We start from the raw sequence: 19,416 nt of genomic DNA on the forward strand, positions 1-19,416 counted from the left end.
TAAATCGATGGATTTTTCAAAACCAAATGCACCCATATCAATCAAGCGTCAAGGTTACCCTATCCGGAACTGAGTCCAATTAAAATGAATCATAAGAACATTACCATCCTTATGATTCCATATTGAAGTATTGATTCCTAACCTTTGAAAATCAATCCGTTAGCACGACCTTCTCTGAAGTAACTATAGATCCCCCCGCTGTGATAGTAATAATATAGATACCTGAATCAACCTTTGATCGCTTTTCTGGTGTATCAAACCATGAGTACTCATATTGCGAAACCACCGAGCCATTTCTCATTTTACCCTGCACCAGCAATCGCCCAGAAATATCACTGATCCTAATCACAGGTACATCTTTCCCGGTGTAGTTAAACTTGACGTTAAGGTTATCCTTAAACGGATTGGGGTATAGTAGTGCAGAATTAGGCTCTGGCTCATTACTTAAGAATAAGCTAGCTTCTACCACCCTAAAAAGATTAGCTGAGGTCGAGTTAGTTCTATTGGTAATAATTGGACTAACGCCAGGATCAAGTTGCATGTTAGGGATGGCTATGCCCAAATTCATATAATCTGCCCATACTATCCTGTAAAGACCCTCCTCCACGGTTTCGAGTCTCCATTCTCTCCCACTAGCTAATGTCACAATTGTGTTTCCTCTCAAATTGAGATATAATCCATTGGCCTCATTCTTTATTAAGTAGCCAGCTTCACCTTTCTCAAAAATCCAGGATTGCACATCCCCGGACAAACAATCTTCCTGCATAACCTTATCTCCACCATCTTGCCCTGCCATGCATAGATCAGAGTGATCAAAAATCAATTTATAAGAGACTCCATCCTGAATTCCCGCATAACACGCATCATATCCAGTGCTACTTCCCACGCAAACGCCACAATCATCCAAAAAGGCCGTCCCATCAAGCTTTCCTAAACAATCAAATCTGGTAATATCAATTTCTTCACCTCCGAAAGAGATTTCATCCAGGTTACCAAAGTCTCCGCCCGTAGAGGTAAAAGTGATGGTGTTGCTAAAGTTGGAATTCAACCGCACCATGATCGTATCACGAACATAATTAGTCCAGTCCCCGGTCAAAGCCATGGTATAGGAAAAAGTTGAGTCATTAATGGTGATCGTACCAGTTCTATTTCCCGAACCATTGGCATAACGCACTGCCATTAAGTACCACCCTCCGGTTTCGTTATAAACATACGGAAATGACAAGGTTGATGCCCCATCAAAATTTACGAATCCATCGCCATTGAACCCGACATGGTTATTCTCTACAAATCCACCATTATTAACTCCGTTTTCGGCTTGAATGGTAGAATACTCACCAGGTATCACGGCTATTTCCTGAGACTCAAAAGACTCCTTGGAAGCCATCGCTTTCACAACATAGTAATAAGTTGTGGTAGAAATTAAGCCGGTATGGATGTATGCAGTATCGGTGATCAACTCAGTATTAACCTTTGAATAATTAGACCCCGATGTCTCACTCACATACAGATTATAACCTATAACTCCTTCCGAACCAGAAGCATACCAGTAAATCAGGTTTTGATTATTACCGGCTCTGCCCTGAGCCCCTTCCGGTACATCCGGTCTGTCGGTTGGGATACCACTGGTTGTATCTGATGCTGATGAAAGATTACCATTAATATCCTTTGCCAACAAATAATATGAATGCAGCATATCCACAACGACTGATTCATCCTTAAATGAATTTTGCGTGACCGTATCTGTTAGCAGCGTAAAGACACCGCCCTCTCCGGTTGATTTATATATCGAATAAGACGCGATATCAGTCTCATTCGTAAGATCCCAGCTTAAATCCACATATGTCGAATATGCCTTGTTACTCAAACCCGTAGGTGGATTGGGGGGTATCTCATTGGTAGCAGTAAACATATCGCTACCTATATAAATACCCGGATGTGGGGGTTGATTATACCCAACATTTTGCCATGCAATGGCCAGCCTGTACTGCCGGTCGTGCATCAACGTTTTAATTCGATATTCTGTTGGGATCACGGTCGTATAGATACGAAGGGTCGAGTTATCTTCAGTCCTCAAAATGACTTCCTCACGCCAATCTCCCAGTATATCCGCCTGTAGGTTGGGAGTAGCCTTTGTTCCATTATTAGAAAGGCAACCTGTAGCTGTGAATATTACATTTTCCTGACTTTCAGCATAACTGTATTTTCTTATACTGATTCCATCTAATAGTTCTCTGGAGAGATCTCCGTCCCACCAGACAACAAAATTGTGAGAATTTGGAGTGTTGCCCACTCGGGTATCTATAGCATTTCTCAAGCCATCTGTTCCTCCCCAAACTTCAACTCCGGGAAATTCCGGAACCAAATCTCCTGCCACAGCTCTTCCCACATCCTGATTTGGTGTTTGCCATAATACTTCTCCGGTTTTGGCGTCCTTCAACGCCGCACCAGGGTTTCCCGTACCCTCATGAGGGCCGAATACTTCCAATCCCTCTCTATCCAGAATCATATCAGTGACATGCAAAGCATCACCATGTCCTAAACCGGTATTCCAAAGCCCTGTACCGTCATGATCTACGCACATTGCCCCAAAGATCACCTCATCTTTCCCATCGGCATCCACATCCCCGATGCTGATTTGATGATTCCCTTGCCCTTCATAGCTACTAAGACCATTAGCCTTGGTATCGAATATCCATTGCTGTTCCAATTGACCGGCTATGAATCGATATGCTACCAATACAGTTCTTGTATAGTAACCCCTGCACATTAATAAATGTGGATTCACTCCATCGAAATAGCCAATGGCAGCATTAAATCTATCCACTCGATTGCCATAGCCATCTCCCCAGTCATTGACATTCCCTCTGGCAGGGTTATAGTTGGTCGTATGCAGGATGTCTCCGGTTTCACCACTGAAAACGGTGAGATATTCGGGTCCACTTAACACATAGCCGCTGCTATTGCGATAATCAGCAGACCCATCACCGATCACTGTCCCGGAATTGTCGGTAGTTCCATCTGCAGTCTTACAGGCTACCTCAGCTTTGCCATCACCATCCAGATCATAGACCATGTATTGAGTATAATGAGCTCCGGCCCTGATATTTTTCCCCAGATCAATTCTCCACAAACGTGTACCATCGAGTTCATAGCCATCCAAATAAACATTGCCGGTATAACCTGCATGGGAGTTATCATGAGCGTTGGTTGGATCCCATTTCAACACAATTTCGTACTCTCCATCACCATCCAGATCTGAAACACTCACGTCATTGGGAGTATAAATATACGATTCCCCTGTAGGAGTAGTACCACCAGCAGGAACCATCAAGGGAACAGACATGAATTGATCATCCAAAGCACCCACCGTATCTGTCGCCACCTGTTCTATGTTATCCAGTACAGGTCGGATAAAATACGAATTACTCGCATTCAAATCTGCCGCCGAATCGAAGTAGTTTGTACTGTTCATGATTGGAGTGTCATTAAGCTTTACCTCGCTCCCACCGTTAGTTATTCTGTAAATATTGAATGAGATATTCTCCAGGTCCGATCCCAGCAGCGGCCAACCCACATATACACCTTCGCTGGTTTCAACAGCTACTGGCATGCGCTTAATATGGTCAACATCTGTTTGAGCGTACAGAGAAATTGATAGCAATGTACAAGCGATCAAAACGAGAGAATAATAATAGTTAGAAAGGGTCTTCATGATTATTCACATTCAGGCAGATTTAAGCTGCCTGGATTTGGTAGAAATTATTTTGAAAACAATTCTATTTAATTGACCCTATACACAGATCAACAATATTCGTAAGAAAGGTGTGTCATTCTCGTTTCACTCAATTATGCAGGGATAAATAGTGTAGAATAAGGATCAGATGAGATTTTGCGCAATCAGCCAAAAGAAACTAGTTAATGGATAATTAGTCTGGGTTATCATCCTTTTTATTCAACCTGATCTTGAATTTACGAATCTGGTGGCCGGTTAATACGAATATTTCCCCCATCTAAGCAGCCAGAGACCATAGATTTGTTAAAGTGAAGTTCGAGGAACTTCATTAACTAAGGCAAAGGGTCACAAACAGGATTTGTGACCTTTTTATTTTGCATCATCCGATTGTAATTCCTCAGAGTTCTCAGCCTTAGCATATTGAGAGGGCGTCATCCCATATTTGGATTTGAAAACCTGACTAAAGTAGCGGCGATCACTAAATCCAACTTTATAACATGCTTCTGAAACAGATAGCTTCTGATTAACAATCAATTGAACAGCTCGCTTCAACCTAAAATCTCTGACAAATTCAATGATTGACATTCCCGTCAATGCCTTCAGTTTCTTATAAACGTTGGACTGGCTCATCCCTAATTCTTTACACAGGAACTCTGTGGACATATCATCAGAACTAAGGTGTTCTTCTATCACCTCTGAAATATTTTTCAGAAATTCCTCATCCGGGGACCTCATCGCTAGTTCCGAAGGCTGAATAAGTAAATCCGTTTTATACTTCTCGCGGATGAGCATTCTGTTATTAAGCAGATTTCTTATCCTGGTTTTAAGCAATACCTCACTGAAAGGCTTAGTGATATAATCATCTACTCCAACATCCAGTCCCTCCTTTTTATAGATCAACGCGGTACGAGCCGTAAGTATGATCACAGGAATATGACTGGTTCTTGGGTCGTGCTTCACTTTGCTGCTAAAAGTGATACCGTCCATTTCCGGCATCATGACATCACTCAGGATCAGGTCAGGTAGGTGCTCTAATGTTAGTTCCAGCGCCTCTAATCCATTCTTTGCCAACAGCACCGTAAAGTGTGGGCTAAGCAACTCATGAAGGTATCCACGGATGTCATCGTTATCCTCCGCCACGAGTACGGTCATTTCCACCTGATTTGGGAAGTTGAAAAAATTGCTGTCCACTTTTTCATCATCCTCATACGTGTAATGGCTCAATTGCTCGCTATCTCTAAACTCCTCTATTAAAAATTCTGACTTAATGTGGTCATTACCTAAAGGCAGCTTTATGGTAAATGTTGAACCTTCATTTAATTGACTTTCTGCAAGAATCTCTCCTCCGTGAAGCTTGACAATATCATAGGTGATGGCCAGACCCAACCCATAACCATTGTTGTTTTTATAAGTAGGGTTGTTATCGCTCTGATAAAACCGTTTAAATATCTCCTTAAGCTGGTCCGAAGGAATACCCCTGCCAGTATCCTCTACCCTCATGTACAAATGCTGATCGTCAGCATCGACTGCAACCTCAATTCCTCCTCCTTCATCTGTGTACTTAAACGCATTAGAGATGATATTGTATAACACTTTCTCCATCTCATCCCGATCATACCAGGCCTGTATTTCCGGCCTCTTCACATTGAAATGATAATCAATGTTTTTCCTTTGAGCGGTTTCATTGAAAGACAGGAATATTTCCTGAACAAATTTCACCATGTTTCCTTCTGCCACCTTTAATCTTGCTTCTCCCAATTCCAGTTTTCTAAAATCCAGCAACTCAGAAACCAGGCTTAGAAGATGCGAGCTATTCTTCTTGATATTCTGCAAAGCTGTTACCTGGATTTTCTCCGTGATGCCCAGGGCAAGCAATCTGTTAATAGATCCCAGAATAAGGGTTACCGGAGTCCTGATTTCATGAGAGATATTCGTGAAAAACCGAAGTTTCATTTCATGCAATTCAGTTGTTTTTTCTCTTTCCAATTGTTCTAGCTTCAATTGGCTTTTCATTTTCTCCCAGTAAATATTGTACTTCCTAAATAGATACAACATCAAAAGAAATAGTAATAGATAGATGGTATAAGCCCACCACGTCGCCCAGTAGGGTTTCGCTATGAAAACAGGAATGGATGCCACCTCACTCGAAATTGATCCGTCACTATTAAAAGATCTCACCTGAAACTCATACCTACCCGGTGACAAGTTGGTATAAGTAGCTGATCTGTTAGTACCATTATCTCTCCATTCCCTATCAAAGTTTTTCATCTTAATGGCATACTTACAATCCTCGGAAGACGGAAACTTCATAGCAGCGAAATCAAAGGTTATTACACGCTGATCATAGTTCAGGTTGACTTCCTTCGCATAATTTATTTGTACATCTAATGGCATGTCATCTCCCAACTCCACCTGCTTATTAAATAGTTTAAAATCAGTGAATACCACTTCAGTTGTATGAACATGGTTCTTCATCAGAAGTGGGTCGAAACTTACTACTCCATTGAGGCCCCCAAGGTATAATCTACCTTGTTCATCCTGATTCACTGAGCCAAATTGATATTCTCCACTTAGATCCGCATACTCCAACATGGTATCCAGTTCAGCCTCATATTTAAAGACCGTTTCAACGGTATTTATCCAAATTCCTCCTGCCTTGTCCTCAAGTATTCCACAAATCGTTTGATCAGTTAAAGCCGGGTATTGATCAAATTCCGTCACCCTTCCTTCCTTCTGATCGATTCTCTTTAGACCGGTATTCCATGTACCCAACCATAAATGACCTTTTTTATCATCATGTATCGCGGTGATGTTTTTGGATGAAAAGGCCACCCCGTAATCCCGTGTAAAATCGTATTGATACCGCTTAAATGTTCTTTTTTCAGGATCCAGGAGATTGACTCCACCACCAAAAGTTGCCACCCATATCTTTCCTTCCGGTGCCTGACGAAGATCAATAACATTATTATTACTTATTGTTATCTCATTATTTGGGTCAAATTGATAAGACGTAAACTTCCCGGTTTCTTCATCCAGGTAATTTAACCCACCTCCCCATGTTGCTACCCAATAGCCACCCTTCGAGTCCGGGAGAATATCCCTGACCTGATTAGCTGAAATGCTTGTTGGGTCTTCCGGATTCCAACTGTATCGCTTCAACTCCCTGAAGTCCTTACTAAAGAGGATCAATCCATTGGAATAAGTTCCCAACCAATAATTGCCATCTTTCCGTTTTTTGATTAGGGTAATTTTTAAACCGCTATAAAAGTTTTTCACCTGATGAGTTTTTAACTCACCATTTTCTAACCCTGATCCCAGGTTATGTATAAAAAGACCATTCCCATCAGTTCCCAACCATATTTTATTGCCTTCACAATATGACGACCACACTGAAACCAACTTCTCTCCTTCGACGTCACCAATGAACTCAATTGGATTATCAAGATGTTCGAGCACAAATAACCCATGCCACGCCGATCCCAACCACAAATTTTTATCACGGTCTATAAACACCGAATAAATAGAATTGCTTAAAAATTTGGAGGTAGCCATATTCTGGAAGAGGGATTGTTCTTCCCAGTTACCATTGTTCTTTTGGAGGGTTACAAGACCATGACCATCCATTCCCAACCAAAGCCGCCCGGTACTTTCATCAAAAAGAAGGTCCCAAATATTGGCGCTATAATTTGAGCTCGATTCCGAAAAAACAGGCCTGAGAGACTTCGTTACTGTACTAAAACTCAATAATCCCTGATCCCGGGTCCCCATTAGGATATCTTTACCATCGTAGGCTATGCATTGAACCTTGGGAGGGACGATAGATTCTTCATTCAGAAAGCTTACAAAGGATTCGTTTGAAGGAATAAACTTAAACAATCCCCTATCCATGGTTGCACACCATATATTCCCCTTTTCATCAGAAATAATATCCTTTAGCAGGGTATTGATAAATGGTTCATTGTAAACTTTGAATTGATCTTCGCGCTCCACGTATAGGTTCAGGGAATGCTTTGTGGCCACCCATACGTTTCCTTCAGAATCCTCATGCAGCCCCCGAACATCATTGGAAGGCAAGGTACCTTCCCCGTTTTCATTAAAGCCGAAATTTCGAAATGAGTCAGTTTCTTTATTGTAAATACTCAATCCACCATCTGTGGTTCCAACCCACATTCTGCCTTTAGAATCTATCAGGATTTCGAGTACATCCTTTCCTCGTATGTTGCTGTTTTTGTACTCCTTTAATTCGAATCCGTCATACCTAAGAAGGCCATCGCTCGTTGCAATCCAGATAAAGCCATCCAAATCCTGTGATACACAGGTTACAGTTCCGGAGTACAATCCTTTGATACGTCCAATATTTCGAATATCATATTGACCATACAATCGATTGCTTATTAACGCAATAAAAAAAATCAATAATACTATTTGCCTCATCCTATCTGGTTTTATTAAGCCCTACCGCTCAAGATACTAGTTTAGCCATTAGTCTATGTCGGGACCAAACTAATTCAACTACTAATATCAACAATTTCAAGCTGATCAAACAGGGCAGATTAGCAGTCAAGCCTTACAGAATAAATTTTTATGTAGCCATTTGCTGGCATATTTATACCAAACCAAAGGTTTTACTATTGAAATTACAACTTTAGCTAGCCGTTATTAAGCTATCCTAATTTTTACTTCTTTATAAAAATCAGGAATATCAAATCGGTAAAATCCGGCATATTAACTCACCTGTACAGAAAAAATCCAGTAAAATGGGTGTCAAGAGTTAACTGCCTTTATTTTCAGATACATCAAACTCATCATATTCAATGACATTCTCATGTATATGAGAGACACCTCTCACACTTCCCACTATGATATTGGTAAGCTGCACTTTCTTCACTGGCAATTCCTCCTGTGCCAGTACCCGTGATATATACTCCACGTCTCCGGCGGTAATATTGGACAAATAAACATCCGAAATCGGGGTCAACCTCCGCTCATAGGTGGGAACCAGGTTTCTCCATTGATAGAGAACATCTGTTTCAATACCCAGCACCCCATGTTTTGTATTGCCCGCTTCAATGTTCGTAACATGAATGTTTTTGACATACCCACCTCGCCTTTCGTTTGTTTTGATAAAAACCAAATTGAAAAGCTTCGAACCACTTTCAACCTTGCAATGATCCATAAACACATTTTCTACACCACCTGACAGCTCACTTCCCACGGCCAACAACTGGTGCCCGTTTTTCACCAGGCAATTTCTCACCACAATGTTTTTCGAAGGGGCATTCAGTCTCCAGGCATCCTGATTCCTGCCTGATTTGATAGCAATAGCGTCGTCACCCTGATCAAACACACAATCTTCTATCAGCATGTTTCGCGTCATTTCCGGGTCGACCCCATCGTTGTTATGGCCATGAGCTTCCACCTTCACTCCCCGAATTGTTACATGCTCAGAGAGGTAAGGATGGATCACCCAAAATGGGCTGTCCTTAATAGAAAAATCCTGAAGCAATACATTCCTACATCTATTGAACTGGATGAAATGCGGACGCAGATTAGAAGAGTCATTTACCATCTGCCGGTCCTCCACAGGAACATTCTCAGAAGCCAACGTATAAAGTCTTTTCAAACTATTCATATGAGCTTTTGGACGAGCAAACCAAACCTCCCATGTATCCATCTTCGCCTTTAGCAATCCATTTCCAGTAATGGCTACATTTTGGCAATTAAATGCATAGATCAATGGTGAATAATTGTAACATTCCATGCCTTCCCAGCTGGTATTTACCGGCGGAAGATAGTCCTCTGGTTTGGCCGAAAACAGCAATACGGCACCTTCCTCCAAATGAATATTAATGTTGCTCTTAAAATGGATCTTCCCGGTAAGCCACTCACCTTTAGGTATAATGACCCTTCCACATCCGGCTTTGTTGCCTGCTGATATTGCAGCTGCTATCGCCAGAGTAGTTTTCTTCTGATCTCCGGCTACCGCTCCGTATTCAAGGATCGAAAATCGGGGACATTCTTCAAAGTTGGGCGATTCTATTGGCGGCATTTCAAATGGCGCATTTACCGTTGTTTTGATGACCTTCACCAAAGGCATCTGCTCATCGCAACCAGCCAACATTGAAACGCAAAGGGCAATGATTAAAACTCGGAACACGGGTGCAAAACGGGTTAACATTATTCTAAAATTATTTATTCCACTTAATCTTATTCTTCCAAACCCTTCGGCTCAAGAAGGTCTTCATCAGAGGTCATATTTTTATCACCAATTCATATTTACCGGATTTAAACGCTCCGGCAAATACAAAATCACCTTTCAAGACACCCGTTTCACTAACTCCATTAATTTTTACCAAAGGAGTATCCTGATTGAGTCCTATATCCGGAAGATAAATATCTGCCTCTACGTTATCAGGTATCGTGACCAGCATCCTAAATGAATCCTCCGTTCGTGACCAGTTAACTTCGATATCACCCCTATCAGAGGGTAGTACCCCTCTGGCGTATTTAAGTCCATCCTTAAAGTCCAGGGGTTTGATCTGTATTCTGGAGTATTGCGGTTCGAGAATTTTGACACCAAGTATATACTGTTGGATTCCGAGTAGCCCTACCGCTCCCCATGGATGAGAAAGGCTTTGACGCTCCTGCAACGCATCCCACGACTCCCATGTCATGGTCGCTCCCTGGGATATGATATTGGCCCAACCATCCCAGTCGGTTCTTGTATACAGATCCAACAAATGAGAACCATCCCCTGCCTCACCAATAGCTTCAGGCAACCATCGCAATGTCACCATCCCCATACTCATTTTCTTAGATTTAATGTCATCAAGCAAAATATCTATGTTGCTTTCTGAGGCTATTCCCATGGCCAGAGGCATTGCATTGGCATGCTGCGAGCTATGACAACTTTTCTCCATTTTATCTGTCAACCCATCCAGGTAAAGGCCATCTTCACTGACCAAATAATTATTCATCGCCAATCTAATATCTCTGGCTTTGGATCGATAGGTTTCGCATACCTCAAAACTGTCTATTTCCTCTGCGATTTTTGACATTATCATGAAATCAGAATAAGCATAAGCATTGATCACGGTTCGAATGGAGGTGGACATGTCATACCCATAGCGCATAGTGGCGGGCCAATCTACAATTCCGTGTAAATATGCACCATTGCCACCGCTAAGTTCTTTTACAAGCCCGGTGGTCGGATCAATATGGTCAGTTACATAACGTACCACCTTATTGATTCGCTCAAAATGATCAATCAGAAACTGCTTGTTGCCGGTGATCATATAATAGTCCCAGACCCAAATGGGGAGCATCTGTGTATAATCGGGTATGTCTCTCGCCCCATCTCCATTGGGATAGACCGCATTGATCCGGCCATCGTTCCAAAACTGATCCTGAGAATTGAGAAATTCCTGCAAAATTCTGAGATTCATAGTGCGTTCACCCATATTGAGCATGGAAGCGATGCCAACGGACCATGAGTCACCCAGAAAGCCGCCCTTCTCGCGTGTAGGTGTATCAACAAAACTTTCCTGAGCACCAACAATCAAAGAGTGTTTCATCAAACTCCAAACCTGATTCAACATTTCATTGGAAGACTCAAATTCCGATCTGTTTTCATCCAATTCAAAATGACGAGACATGAAGCAAACATTATCTTTTGTTAGCTTATTTGGGGAACCCGATACCTCCAGATACCTCATTCCCATATAAAGCATAGGCTTGAAAACAGCTTTGGCACCATTTAAAATGAAAGCGTAAGAAAGATCTGTCATTTGATTAGTTGTGACACATACACTCCCATCTTCATTCAGTGTATAACCTCCCATAATCTTTACTTCGTTACCACTTTTTCCACCTGAAAATTCAATCTTTGGAACCCCAGCGTACACTTTTCCCAGATCAATCACATACCTGTTGCCTGAAATCGCCTTAACTGATTTTGGTATAATTTTTCTTTCAATCGGTCTGGCCATATTTGGCCTCATAATGCCTGTCCATGGTTCCACCGGATGTTCGCCAATCTCTCTGGAACTTTTCCAATCCGAATCATTAAACTCCCTTTGATTCCAGTCATGTGCAATCAGTCTCGAATCAATTTTATCAATGAAGCCGACTCCCTCTCCCTCATTTCTATGTTTCTGTCCCACTAAGAAAGATACTACTTTGGCTTGCTTCCAGTCTTTATTAGTTACAATGACAGTCGTTGTGCCATCAGTATATTCAACGATTGATTTTAAAATAAACCCTTTACTACTTTCCGGTCGACCTTGTCCTCCCTGATACCAATGTGTCAGGCACGCGAATAAATGCTCCTTCCCTTGCCTTACATTTTCGGTGATATCAAACGTTTTATAATATTGATATTGTGGATAGTGATACCCCGGTCCTTTTCCTAGCAGTTCTCCATCAAGGTATAATTCGAAATCATGAACGGCTGACACATAGACCATTGCCCGGTCAATGGTTTTCCCTTCAACCTGAAAACCCTTACGGAAATAGGTATAATCTTCATTTGCGTTGCCCTCTCTTTTAATCCATTTCGCTCCTCCCCAATCTTCGTTTTTAAGTAAGCCCACATCAAAATGAGCTATATCGCTATACACTCCCTCATTATCATCTTTGTCCCAGGATTGTACCTTCCAATAGTAGCGGGTCCCGGAACTTAGTTCACTTCCATTATAATACACATAGTTCTGCTGATCGGAGACCACCTTCCCGCTGTTCCACATATCTGCTTTATCCCTGGTGAGTATGTCCGGGCTCGAGGCCACCAATATGCGATAAGCTGTTTGCCACTCTTTGTCATCCGGGGTATTGAAATTCCATCCAAAATAGGGATTACCTGTTACCCCTGAAGGATTGGTCTGATCAAAGCACCTCAGCGCTCCACAATACTTCTGGGCAATGGAGACAGCGGGAATCATCGTGATAATCACAGAAATGACAACAGATGCTATATAGGGGCGTAGATTCATATTCACTTCACTTGCTTATTAGCTGCGATATATACCGCAGGCTACTTCATATAAAAAACCTCATTTAGTGACTTCGTAACAGGCGAATTATCCGGGTTCACTTCCATAATGTCTGACATAAAAGCCCACCAGCGTTGAACGATTTCCTCACCACCCAAATCCTGACTTCCGCCCTCTCCAGATACCTTCTGAAAGCCAAAAAGAAATTCAGTTTCGGGATCATGAAAAATGGAATATTCAGATACTCGGTTTTCCTTCAGTAGACCCTTCAGTTCCGGCCAAATCTCATTATGACGCTTTTCATATTCCTGAACCATTCCCGGTTTCAGTTTCATCTTAAATGCTAATCGCATCATGTTTCATTTTGTTTTGTATGGCTCAAATACACCATTGCTTCTTCGGCCTTCAATTTGCTCTCTACTTGAGTAACCCAAAGCTTAGTTTTTTCAACTGCCATCAGGCTTAGTCACTGATCCATCGGTAGTCATAGGCCAGGTCCAGCTATCAAAATCATCTGGCTCCGATGGATCAAATGCTCCAAAATCCGACTTAACGAACCGAGCCAAATCTGAACCAGATTCATTGATCCCTTTCACCACACACTTGGCAAGTTGCCATGCACCGTAGGTACTAAAGTGAGTATTGTCTGCGAGTGCCTCTTCCTGCCATGGAAAGGTGTCTGCCTCATAGTGAACAAAGGCCTTTTTCGACCCCTCAATACCTAAGGTTTCATAAAAAGTTTTACTCATAGCATTTAAATCAATAAGCATTAAACCCTCCTTGCTGGCAAGTTTTCTCATAGATTCTGGGTACTCTTCCAGGGTGTTCAAGATCTTTCCCTCGTTATCAAATCTTCTTCTGTTGGTAGAAGTTACAAGGACAGGTGTTACACCCTTGTCACGGGACAACCCAACAAATTTCATGAGCTCTTCATCATAGGTTGTATATGGATCTACATGGGTCCATCCGGGCTTCTGATCATTATGTGCAAACTCAACAAAAAGGTAATCTCCCGGTTTCATCAATGATTCGATCTTTTTCAGTCTGCCAGCCGCAATAAACGACCTTAAGGTTTCCCCGGACTCCGCAAAATTGGCCACTGCTATTTCAGGCTTAAGAAATAATGGCAACATCTGACCCCATGAGGCCCAGGGGTCCTTTTCCTGATCCACCACTGTTGAATTTCCTGCTAAAAAGATTGTCGGAACGTCCGGACATTTCTCAATTTCAATGGCCTTAACCGATGGACATTCTCCCCCAACTTCGATAGTGAGGTTAGAATCCCAATTCAAATAATCTAATTCCCGCGCCTTTAGACGAATAGCATTTGAAGAATCAATATTGGGGGTTCTTACATTCACTACGACTTCAACCGTATCCATTTGACCCGGCTTTGTTACATGATCCAATACCATCAATCGACGGGATTCAGCTTTTATCGTGGTCGATGAAGCTGATTCAGAGTCACCCAGTAAAAATTTAATTCGGTAGTTGCCTTCTTCCAGCTTTACCCAAAAGGCATAAGACCCTTCAGTCTGACATCCTGAAACGGCTTTAAAATCACCGGTTATTCCATAAACCAAATCATCCTGACTATTGGGCCATCGAGTCTGATTATTCACGGACAATCCTCTAATATCATCATGCCCGCTCAGGTTGAATACCAAAGAGTTATTTTGAACCTGGCCACACGAAAAAACGCTCCATAAAATGGTTGATGATATTATCAGGGATCTATTTGAAAATGCATCTATCATCTATCCCGTTTGCTTACCAGTTCATTTGATTTCTCCCTGAAAGTGATGATTTTGATGGTATCACCTTTCAATCCATTGGTTTCAGCCCTAATCTTGATTTTTCCGTCATCCTTTGTTGACCGTACCACCAATAATGCCCTACCCTGAAAAACTTTCCTATTGTCTGCCTGAAATGGCTCATCGCTAATTACATCTGCATTACTCACCCCTGCATTAATACCTGCACCGGTAACTTTGAACGTAATCTCATGATCTGCACTAGGGACAATCACCCCATTTTTATCCACCACCTCAACATCTATGTAGGATAAATCCAGCCCATCAGACTGAATCCTTTCCCGATCTGCTTTAAGAATAACCCTTTCCGGCTCCCCTGCTGTTTGCAATTTATGACGAGCCACCTCTACGCCATTATTTCTGGCGATAGCTACAATTTCTCCTTCGCTGTAAGGCACCACCCATTCCAACTTTGTGTGCATCTCAGGTCCGGTATTGATTGGATTTTCAGGGTCGTATTCTTCAGCGGTATAGGCTTTAATATCTTTGGTATAATACGCTTCCGGGACCTCCATAAGTCCCATGGATTTCCCGTTAATCAAAAGCTCGACTTCCTGAGTATTGGAGAACGTCATTACCCTGACAGAATCCTTACCCTTCCAGTTCCAATGCGAGAACATCGGTTGAAAGCGAAGATTAACTTCATTCCAATATTGAGCGGTTTCCTCGCTAGGGTCATATGCTGCAATACGGACCATCGGTTCTTCACTATATAAGCTTTGGATATAATAGGTAAAAGGCTTCCAGTGATCGTTCCAGTCAATCACCCCATTGGGCCAGCCTTTAGCTGGCCATCCAAAAGATTCTCCGATGTAGTCTGTACCTCCCCAGTAGAACATCCCCACACCATAATCGTGATTGAAATTGAACCACTCGTTGCCCAGGTTACCTACCTGTGCCTCACTCAGTATAAAGGTTAACTGAGGATAATTTTCATGATCCATTGGCCAAAACTCCTCCCTGTAGTTAGTGCTGACAACGTCCATGTAAAACTCCATCTCGGGAGGACCTTCTCTGTAATAGTTCTCAGTCCTGTAGGCTCCACTTTTTCTGGACGGATGCAACCCGCAAGTAACCTTCCTGCCTGGCTCCAGCTGATGAACAAAATCAGCCATCACCTTCATCTGGTCAATGCCGAAATTAGCTTTTGGGTCACGCTGTTGGTGGGTCTCATTTCCGACACTCCAGATAAAGACACAAGGATGATTTCTATCCCTTCGAATAAACGCTTCTAAGCTTTTTCTCCAATGATCCTCAAAGGCATTTCCTTCCCCAAAAAACTGGTCTTCCCATTTATCAAAGGCCTCATCAAATACCAACATTCCATTGCGGTCACACCAGTCAAGGATATAAGTGTCATGGGGGTTGTGAGAAAGTCTTATGGCATTGCACCCGAGCTTTTCCAGTCCCTCCAGTCTCCTTTCATATCCTCTTTCGAAAGCAGCTGCCCCAAGAGGCCCCAAATCATGGTGAATATTCACTCCTTTCACAAATACCTTTTCTCCATTAACCAACAACCCTCTATTCGGGTCAAACTGAATTGTTCTGATCCCAAATGGGGTCTCCAATTCATCAAGAAGCTGATCTTCCCAGCTAAGCTTATTTTTGACAGTATAGAGATAGGCATTACCCACATTCCATAGCCTTGGGTTTTCAATCCCAATGGATTGATTGAAGACGTATAACTCTCCACTACTCACAGGAACCTTGCTCACAGTCTCACCGACCTGAATTCCATCTTCATCATATACCTCAGACAGTAGGGTCAGCTCCCGAGTATCATCCAAATCATTGAGAACCTCGATCTGAATCGCTACCTCTGTCTTACTATTATCAACTTTCGGAGTAGTGATATACAGTCCATCCTTCACAAAATAGGTTGAGCTACGTTCCTTGAGCCACACATCTCTATAGATACCCTCACCATTATACCAGCGAGAACTCTCCATATCCGTATTGTCATAAGAAACCGCTATGAGGTTATCCCCCTGCTGGATCAAATCCGTGATTTCAACTTCAAATCCCTCATAGCCATTTAGCTGATGCGCTACTTCCTTCTCATTGAAGAAAACCCTGGCATCACGATAAATACCTTCAAAATCCAGAAAGTATCTGCTATCTGATGATAGATTAGATATCGCCAATTTTTTGCGATACCATCCCTTTAGTCGCGGGCGAAATCCATTTTTCCTATCACTATTATAACCATCCTGAAGAAAGGCTCCATAAATCGAAGCATCATGAGGTAACTGGACGGTTTCCCATTTCTGATCATCATAGGACCGCAAGTGGGCATTAGCTTGCTCCTGTTGGATAAATTTCCAATCAAAATTCAATAATGAATCGATACGAGGTTGAGCGCTGAGTGTCCATCCCAACAGCAACGTAACTCCAAAAACTCCTATGGCTCTTGTAAATATCACTCTTCTCTATCGGTTTAATTTTAATACTTCACTTCCTGCCAAAAGGAAACATCCCAGTCCGTAGTCTTCAAAATCAGGAACTTTATCGTAAGTCACCGGCTGACCGGTAGATGGCTCTTTACCCGTACTTTGAACATATCCCAGAAAGCCGTTGGCGTGAACTGATTCGGTAAGTAATGCATCCCAGGCCCTGGCCATAGGCTGATAATAAGTGGCCGAATCAACTACTCCATTATTGATCCCCCACGCCATGCCGTAGACAAATAGTGATGTACCCGTTGCTTCCGGGCCACCATAGTTCCTTGGATCGTGTAAACTGGCATTCCAAAACCCATCTTCACGCTGCACTTTGATCAGAGCTGCTAGCATCGCTTTCAAATCCGCGAGGTATTCGTCTCTGTGAGGTTCATCCTCAGGTATATCTTCAAGCACCTTTACCAGAGCTGCTACTACCCATCCATTCCCACGAGACCAATAGCAATCTTCTCCATTCGGTTCGGTATAAGGAGGCACATAATCTTTATCTCGCCACCAAAGTCCATCTTCCTTATTGTACAACCCTCCTCCTTCTTCATACTTGGAGAAGGCATACATGTCATACATACGCTCGAAATAGGAGCTATCTTCATAAATACGACCAAGCTTGGAGAACACCGGCATCGCCATCTGAATAGCATCAATCCAATCCCAGTCATCGATTTTGTCAGTCACCATCATACTGTCGATGGACGCCTTTACACTATCAATTATGGCTTTGGGATGACCCAGCTCGTAGAGATCAATATAAGTTTGTCCGGCACATTGGTTATCCGCATTTCTGGTCGTAATCCCATCACGGAAGCTCCAGTCGTGAGCTTCACCCCATGAGGCACCATATTCGAGATAATGATCCTGGGGATCCACCGCATTTAATGCCATTAAGCCTTCATAGTATACCCCACGTGTCCAGATGTGACTTGGCCAGGTCTTCCTCCCCTCTATGGGAGCACCGGTATCAGGCCATTTGTCCATAAAGTACCGGTTGGTCTGACGCATGGCTGCCAATGTTTCCTGATTAGAAGGTAACTCCACAGGAACATCCGTGCATCCAGCAACAAGGACAATTATTAATATAAAAAACACTCCTCTTGAGGAGACGCAGTTAAGGCACAACCCTTGAATCATTTTCGGATCAATATTTAGTTCAAATCTCATTGGGACAAACTCCCCAATGCAATCATAAAAACTTTCATCTGTGAGTGCATTTAAGGAATTCGTAAGAAAAGGGTGGTATTCTCGTATTCGTCTGTCATCGCACATATTCAAAGAGAATTTATGGTCTCAATTTGAGCCGTTTGCTTTTAAATGATCACTTTTATCCTTTTTTCTTATTCCATTACCTATTGTTTATTCAAAAACCAATACTGCCTTATAAGGCATCTAATTGTTAAGCCTTCCTTCCTCCACCCAAACCCGAATAATTTCAATCTGCTCATCAGTTAGCGAGCCAAAAAGTGGAGGTGGCATATTTCTGTTTTGAGTTTTGATCACTATGCTTTCACCAGACATCGCAATAGACTCGTAGGTGGTAAAAGCAGGATCCGAAGAAGCGTCATGGCAACCTACGGCATTACAGGACGCCTGAATAACTGGAAACAGGTGTTGACTGAAACTTACATCACTGACAGAACCCTGAGCACTTAATTTCAGGTTATTTATGTCGACTACAAATTGTGTATTGGCAAGGGTGGAATCAGTGAGTACCTCATTGTCCCCAGTCCAATGTGAAAAAGTCACCGGGTCGGAAAGGGTCGAATTGATATACACTGTATCACCGGGATGATAGGTCCCTGAACCTTCCCCATTCGTGACAGTGACTGTAACCGTAAAACCCGGATCAACCTTATCATTTGCCTTTAGGTAAACATCCGATTCGCTCATGGTAAAACTTGTATTTTGCTTTGTAGAATCTACCAGCAAATGAGTGTCACCTGACCAATGACTAAAAAGGTAGGGATAACTGCTCGAATAGCTTTTGATTGGTACCAGGTCGCCGGGCAGATAAGAACCTGATCCGGTTCCTCCTTCGATCAGTACTGAAAATGGCCCCTGTCCCATGATACCGAAGTTGACCGTATCAGCATTCAGCCAAAGCCCATCCCTGAGTAGCGAAACGACCAACTGATAGTCATCATCTAATAAATCCGCTATGGTGAAAGCAGTGGATCTAACCGTCATCCGGGAATTGTTGTTTATCATGTATTCAAGGCTGTAAGTGCCTCCTCCCAAATCAATATCCTCAAGTTCAATCACCACATCTACTTCAGATGCATCCATTATTGACCCCTCTGCAGGAGATATTACCTGTATATAAGGTATTGATTTGTCCTCTATATCATCTTTACAGCCTACCGACAAAAGAATGAAACAAATGGAAACGCCCGCCTTATATAGGTTTTTCAACATCCGTTGAT

The 19,416-nt window shown here is 42.4% G+C and carries 9 protein-coding genes; all 9 read right to left on the bottom strand.

The features are described from left to right. Positions 1-151: 151 nt before the first annotated feature. Complete coding sequence (locus NXR94_RS08655; RefSeq protein WP_258104222.1) at positions 152-3,715, bottom strand: T9SS type A sorting domain-containing protein; 3,564 nt, start codon at positions 3,713-3,715, stop codon at positions 152-154. 390 nt (positions 3,716-4,105) lie between these two features. After that, positions 4,106-8,170, bottom strand: a complete 4,065-nt coding sequence (locus NXR94_RS08660) for a two-component regulator propeller domain-containing protein (protein WP_258104223.1) — start codon at positions 8,168-8,170, stop codon at positions 4,106-4,108. Between the two features lie 337 nt (positions 8,171-8,507). Beyond that, the gene (locus NXR94_RS08665; RefSeq protein WP_258104224.1) at positions 8,508-9,893 is read right to left on the bottom strand and encodes a glycoside hydrolase family 28 protein; all 1,386 of its coding nucleotides are present in this window, start codon (positions 9,891-9,893) and stop codon (positions 8,508-8,510) included. Positions 9,894-9,987: 94 nt separating this feature from the next. Next, positions 9,988-12,726: a family 78 glycoside hydrolase catalytic domain gene (locus tag NXR94_RS08670; RefSeq protein ID WP_258104225.1), complete on the bottom strand. Its 2,739-nt coding sequence runs from the start codon at positions 12,724-12,726 to the stop codon at positions 9,988-9,990. Positions 12,727-12,767: 41 nt separating this feature from the next. Next, complete coding sequence (gene rhaM, locus NXR94_RS08675) at positions 12,768-13,082, bottom strand: L-rhamnose mutarotase (RefSeq protein WP_258104226.1); 315 nt, start codon at positions 13,080-13,082, stop codon at positions 12,768-12,770. Between the two features lie 90 nt (positions 13,083-13,172). Further along, complete coding sequence (locus tag NXR94_RS08680; protein ID WP_258104227.1) at positions 13,173-14,348, bottom strand: rhamnogalacturonan acetylesterase; 1,176 nt, start codon at positions 14,346-14,348, stop codon at positions 13,173-13,175. Between the two features lie 131 nt (positions 14,349-14,479). After that, positions 14,480-16,963, bottom strand: a complete 2,484-nt coding sequence (locus NXR94_RS08685; RefSeq protein WP_258104228.1) for a glycoside hydrolase family 2 TIM barrel-domain containing protein — start codon at positions 16,961-16,963, stop codon at positions 14,480-14,482. A 6-nt stretch (positions 16,964-16,969) separates the two neighbouring features. Next, complete coding sequence (locus tag NXR94_RS08690) at positions 16,970-18,127, bottom strand: glycoside hydrolase family 88 protein (RefSeq protein ID WP_258104229.1); 1,158 nt, start codon at positions 18,125-18,127, stop codon at positions 16,970-16,972. Positions 18,128-18,382: 255 nt separating this feature from the next. Next, on the bottom strand, positions 18,383-19,408 hold the full coding sequence (locus NXR94_RS08695) for a hypothetical protein (protein ID WP_258104230.1): 1,026 nt from the start codon (positions 19,406-19,408) through the stop codon (positions 18,383-18,385). Between the last annotated feature and the right edge of the window lie 8 nt (positions 19,409-19,416).

The sequence above is a fragment of the Marinoscillum sp. MHG1-6 genome, from assembly GCF_024714475.1.
Taxonomy (GTDB): Bacteria; Bacteroidota; Bacteroidia; order Cytophagales; family Cyclobacteriaceae; genus JAMZMI01.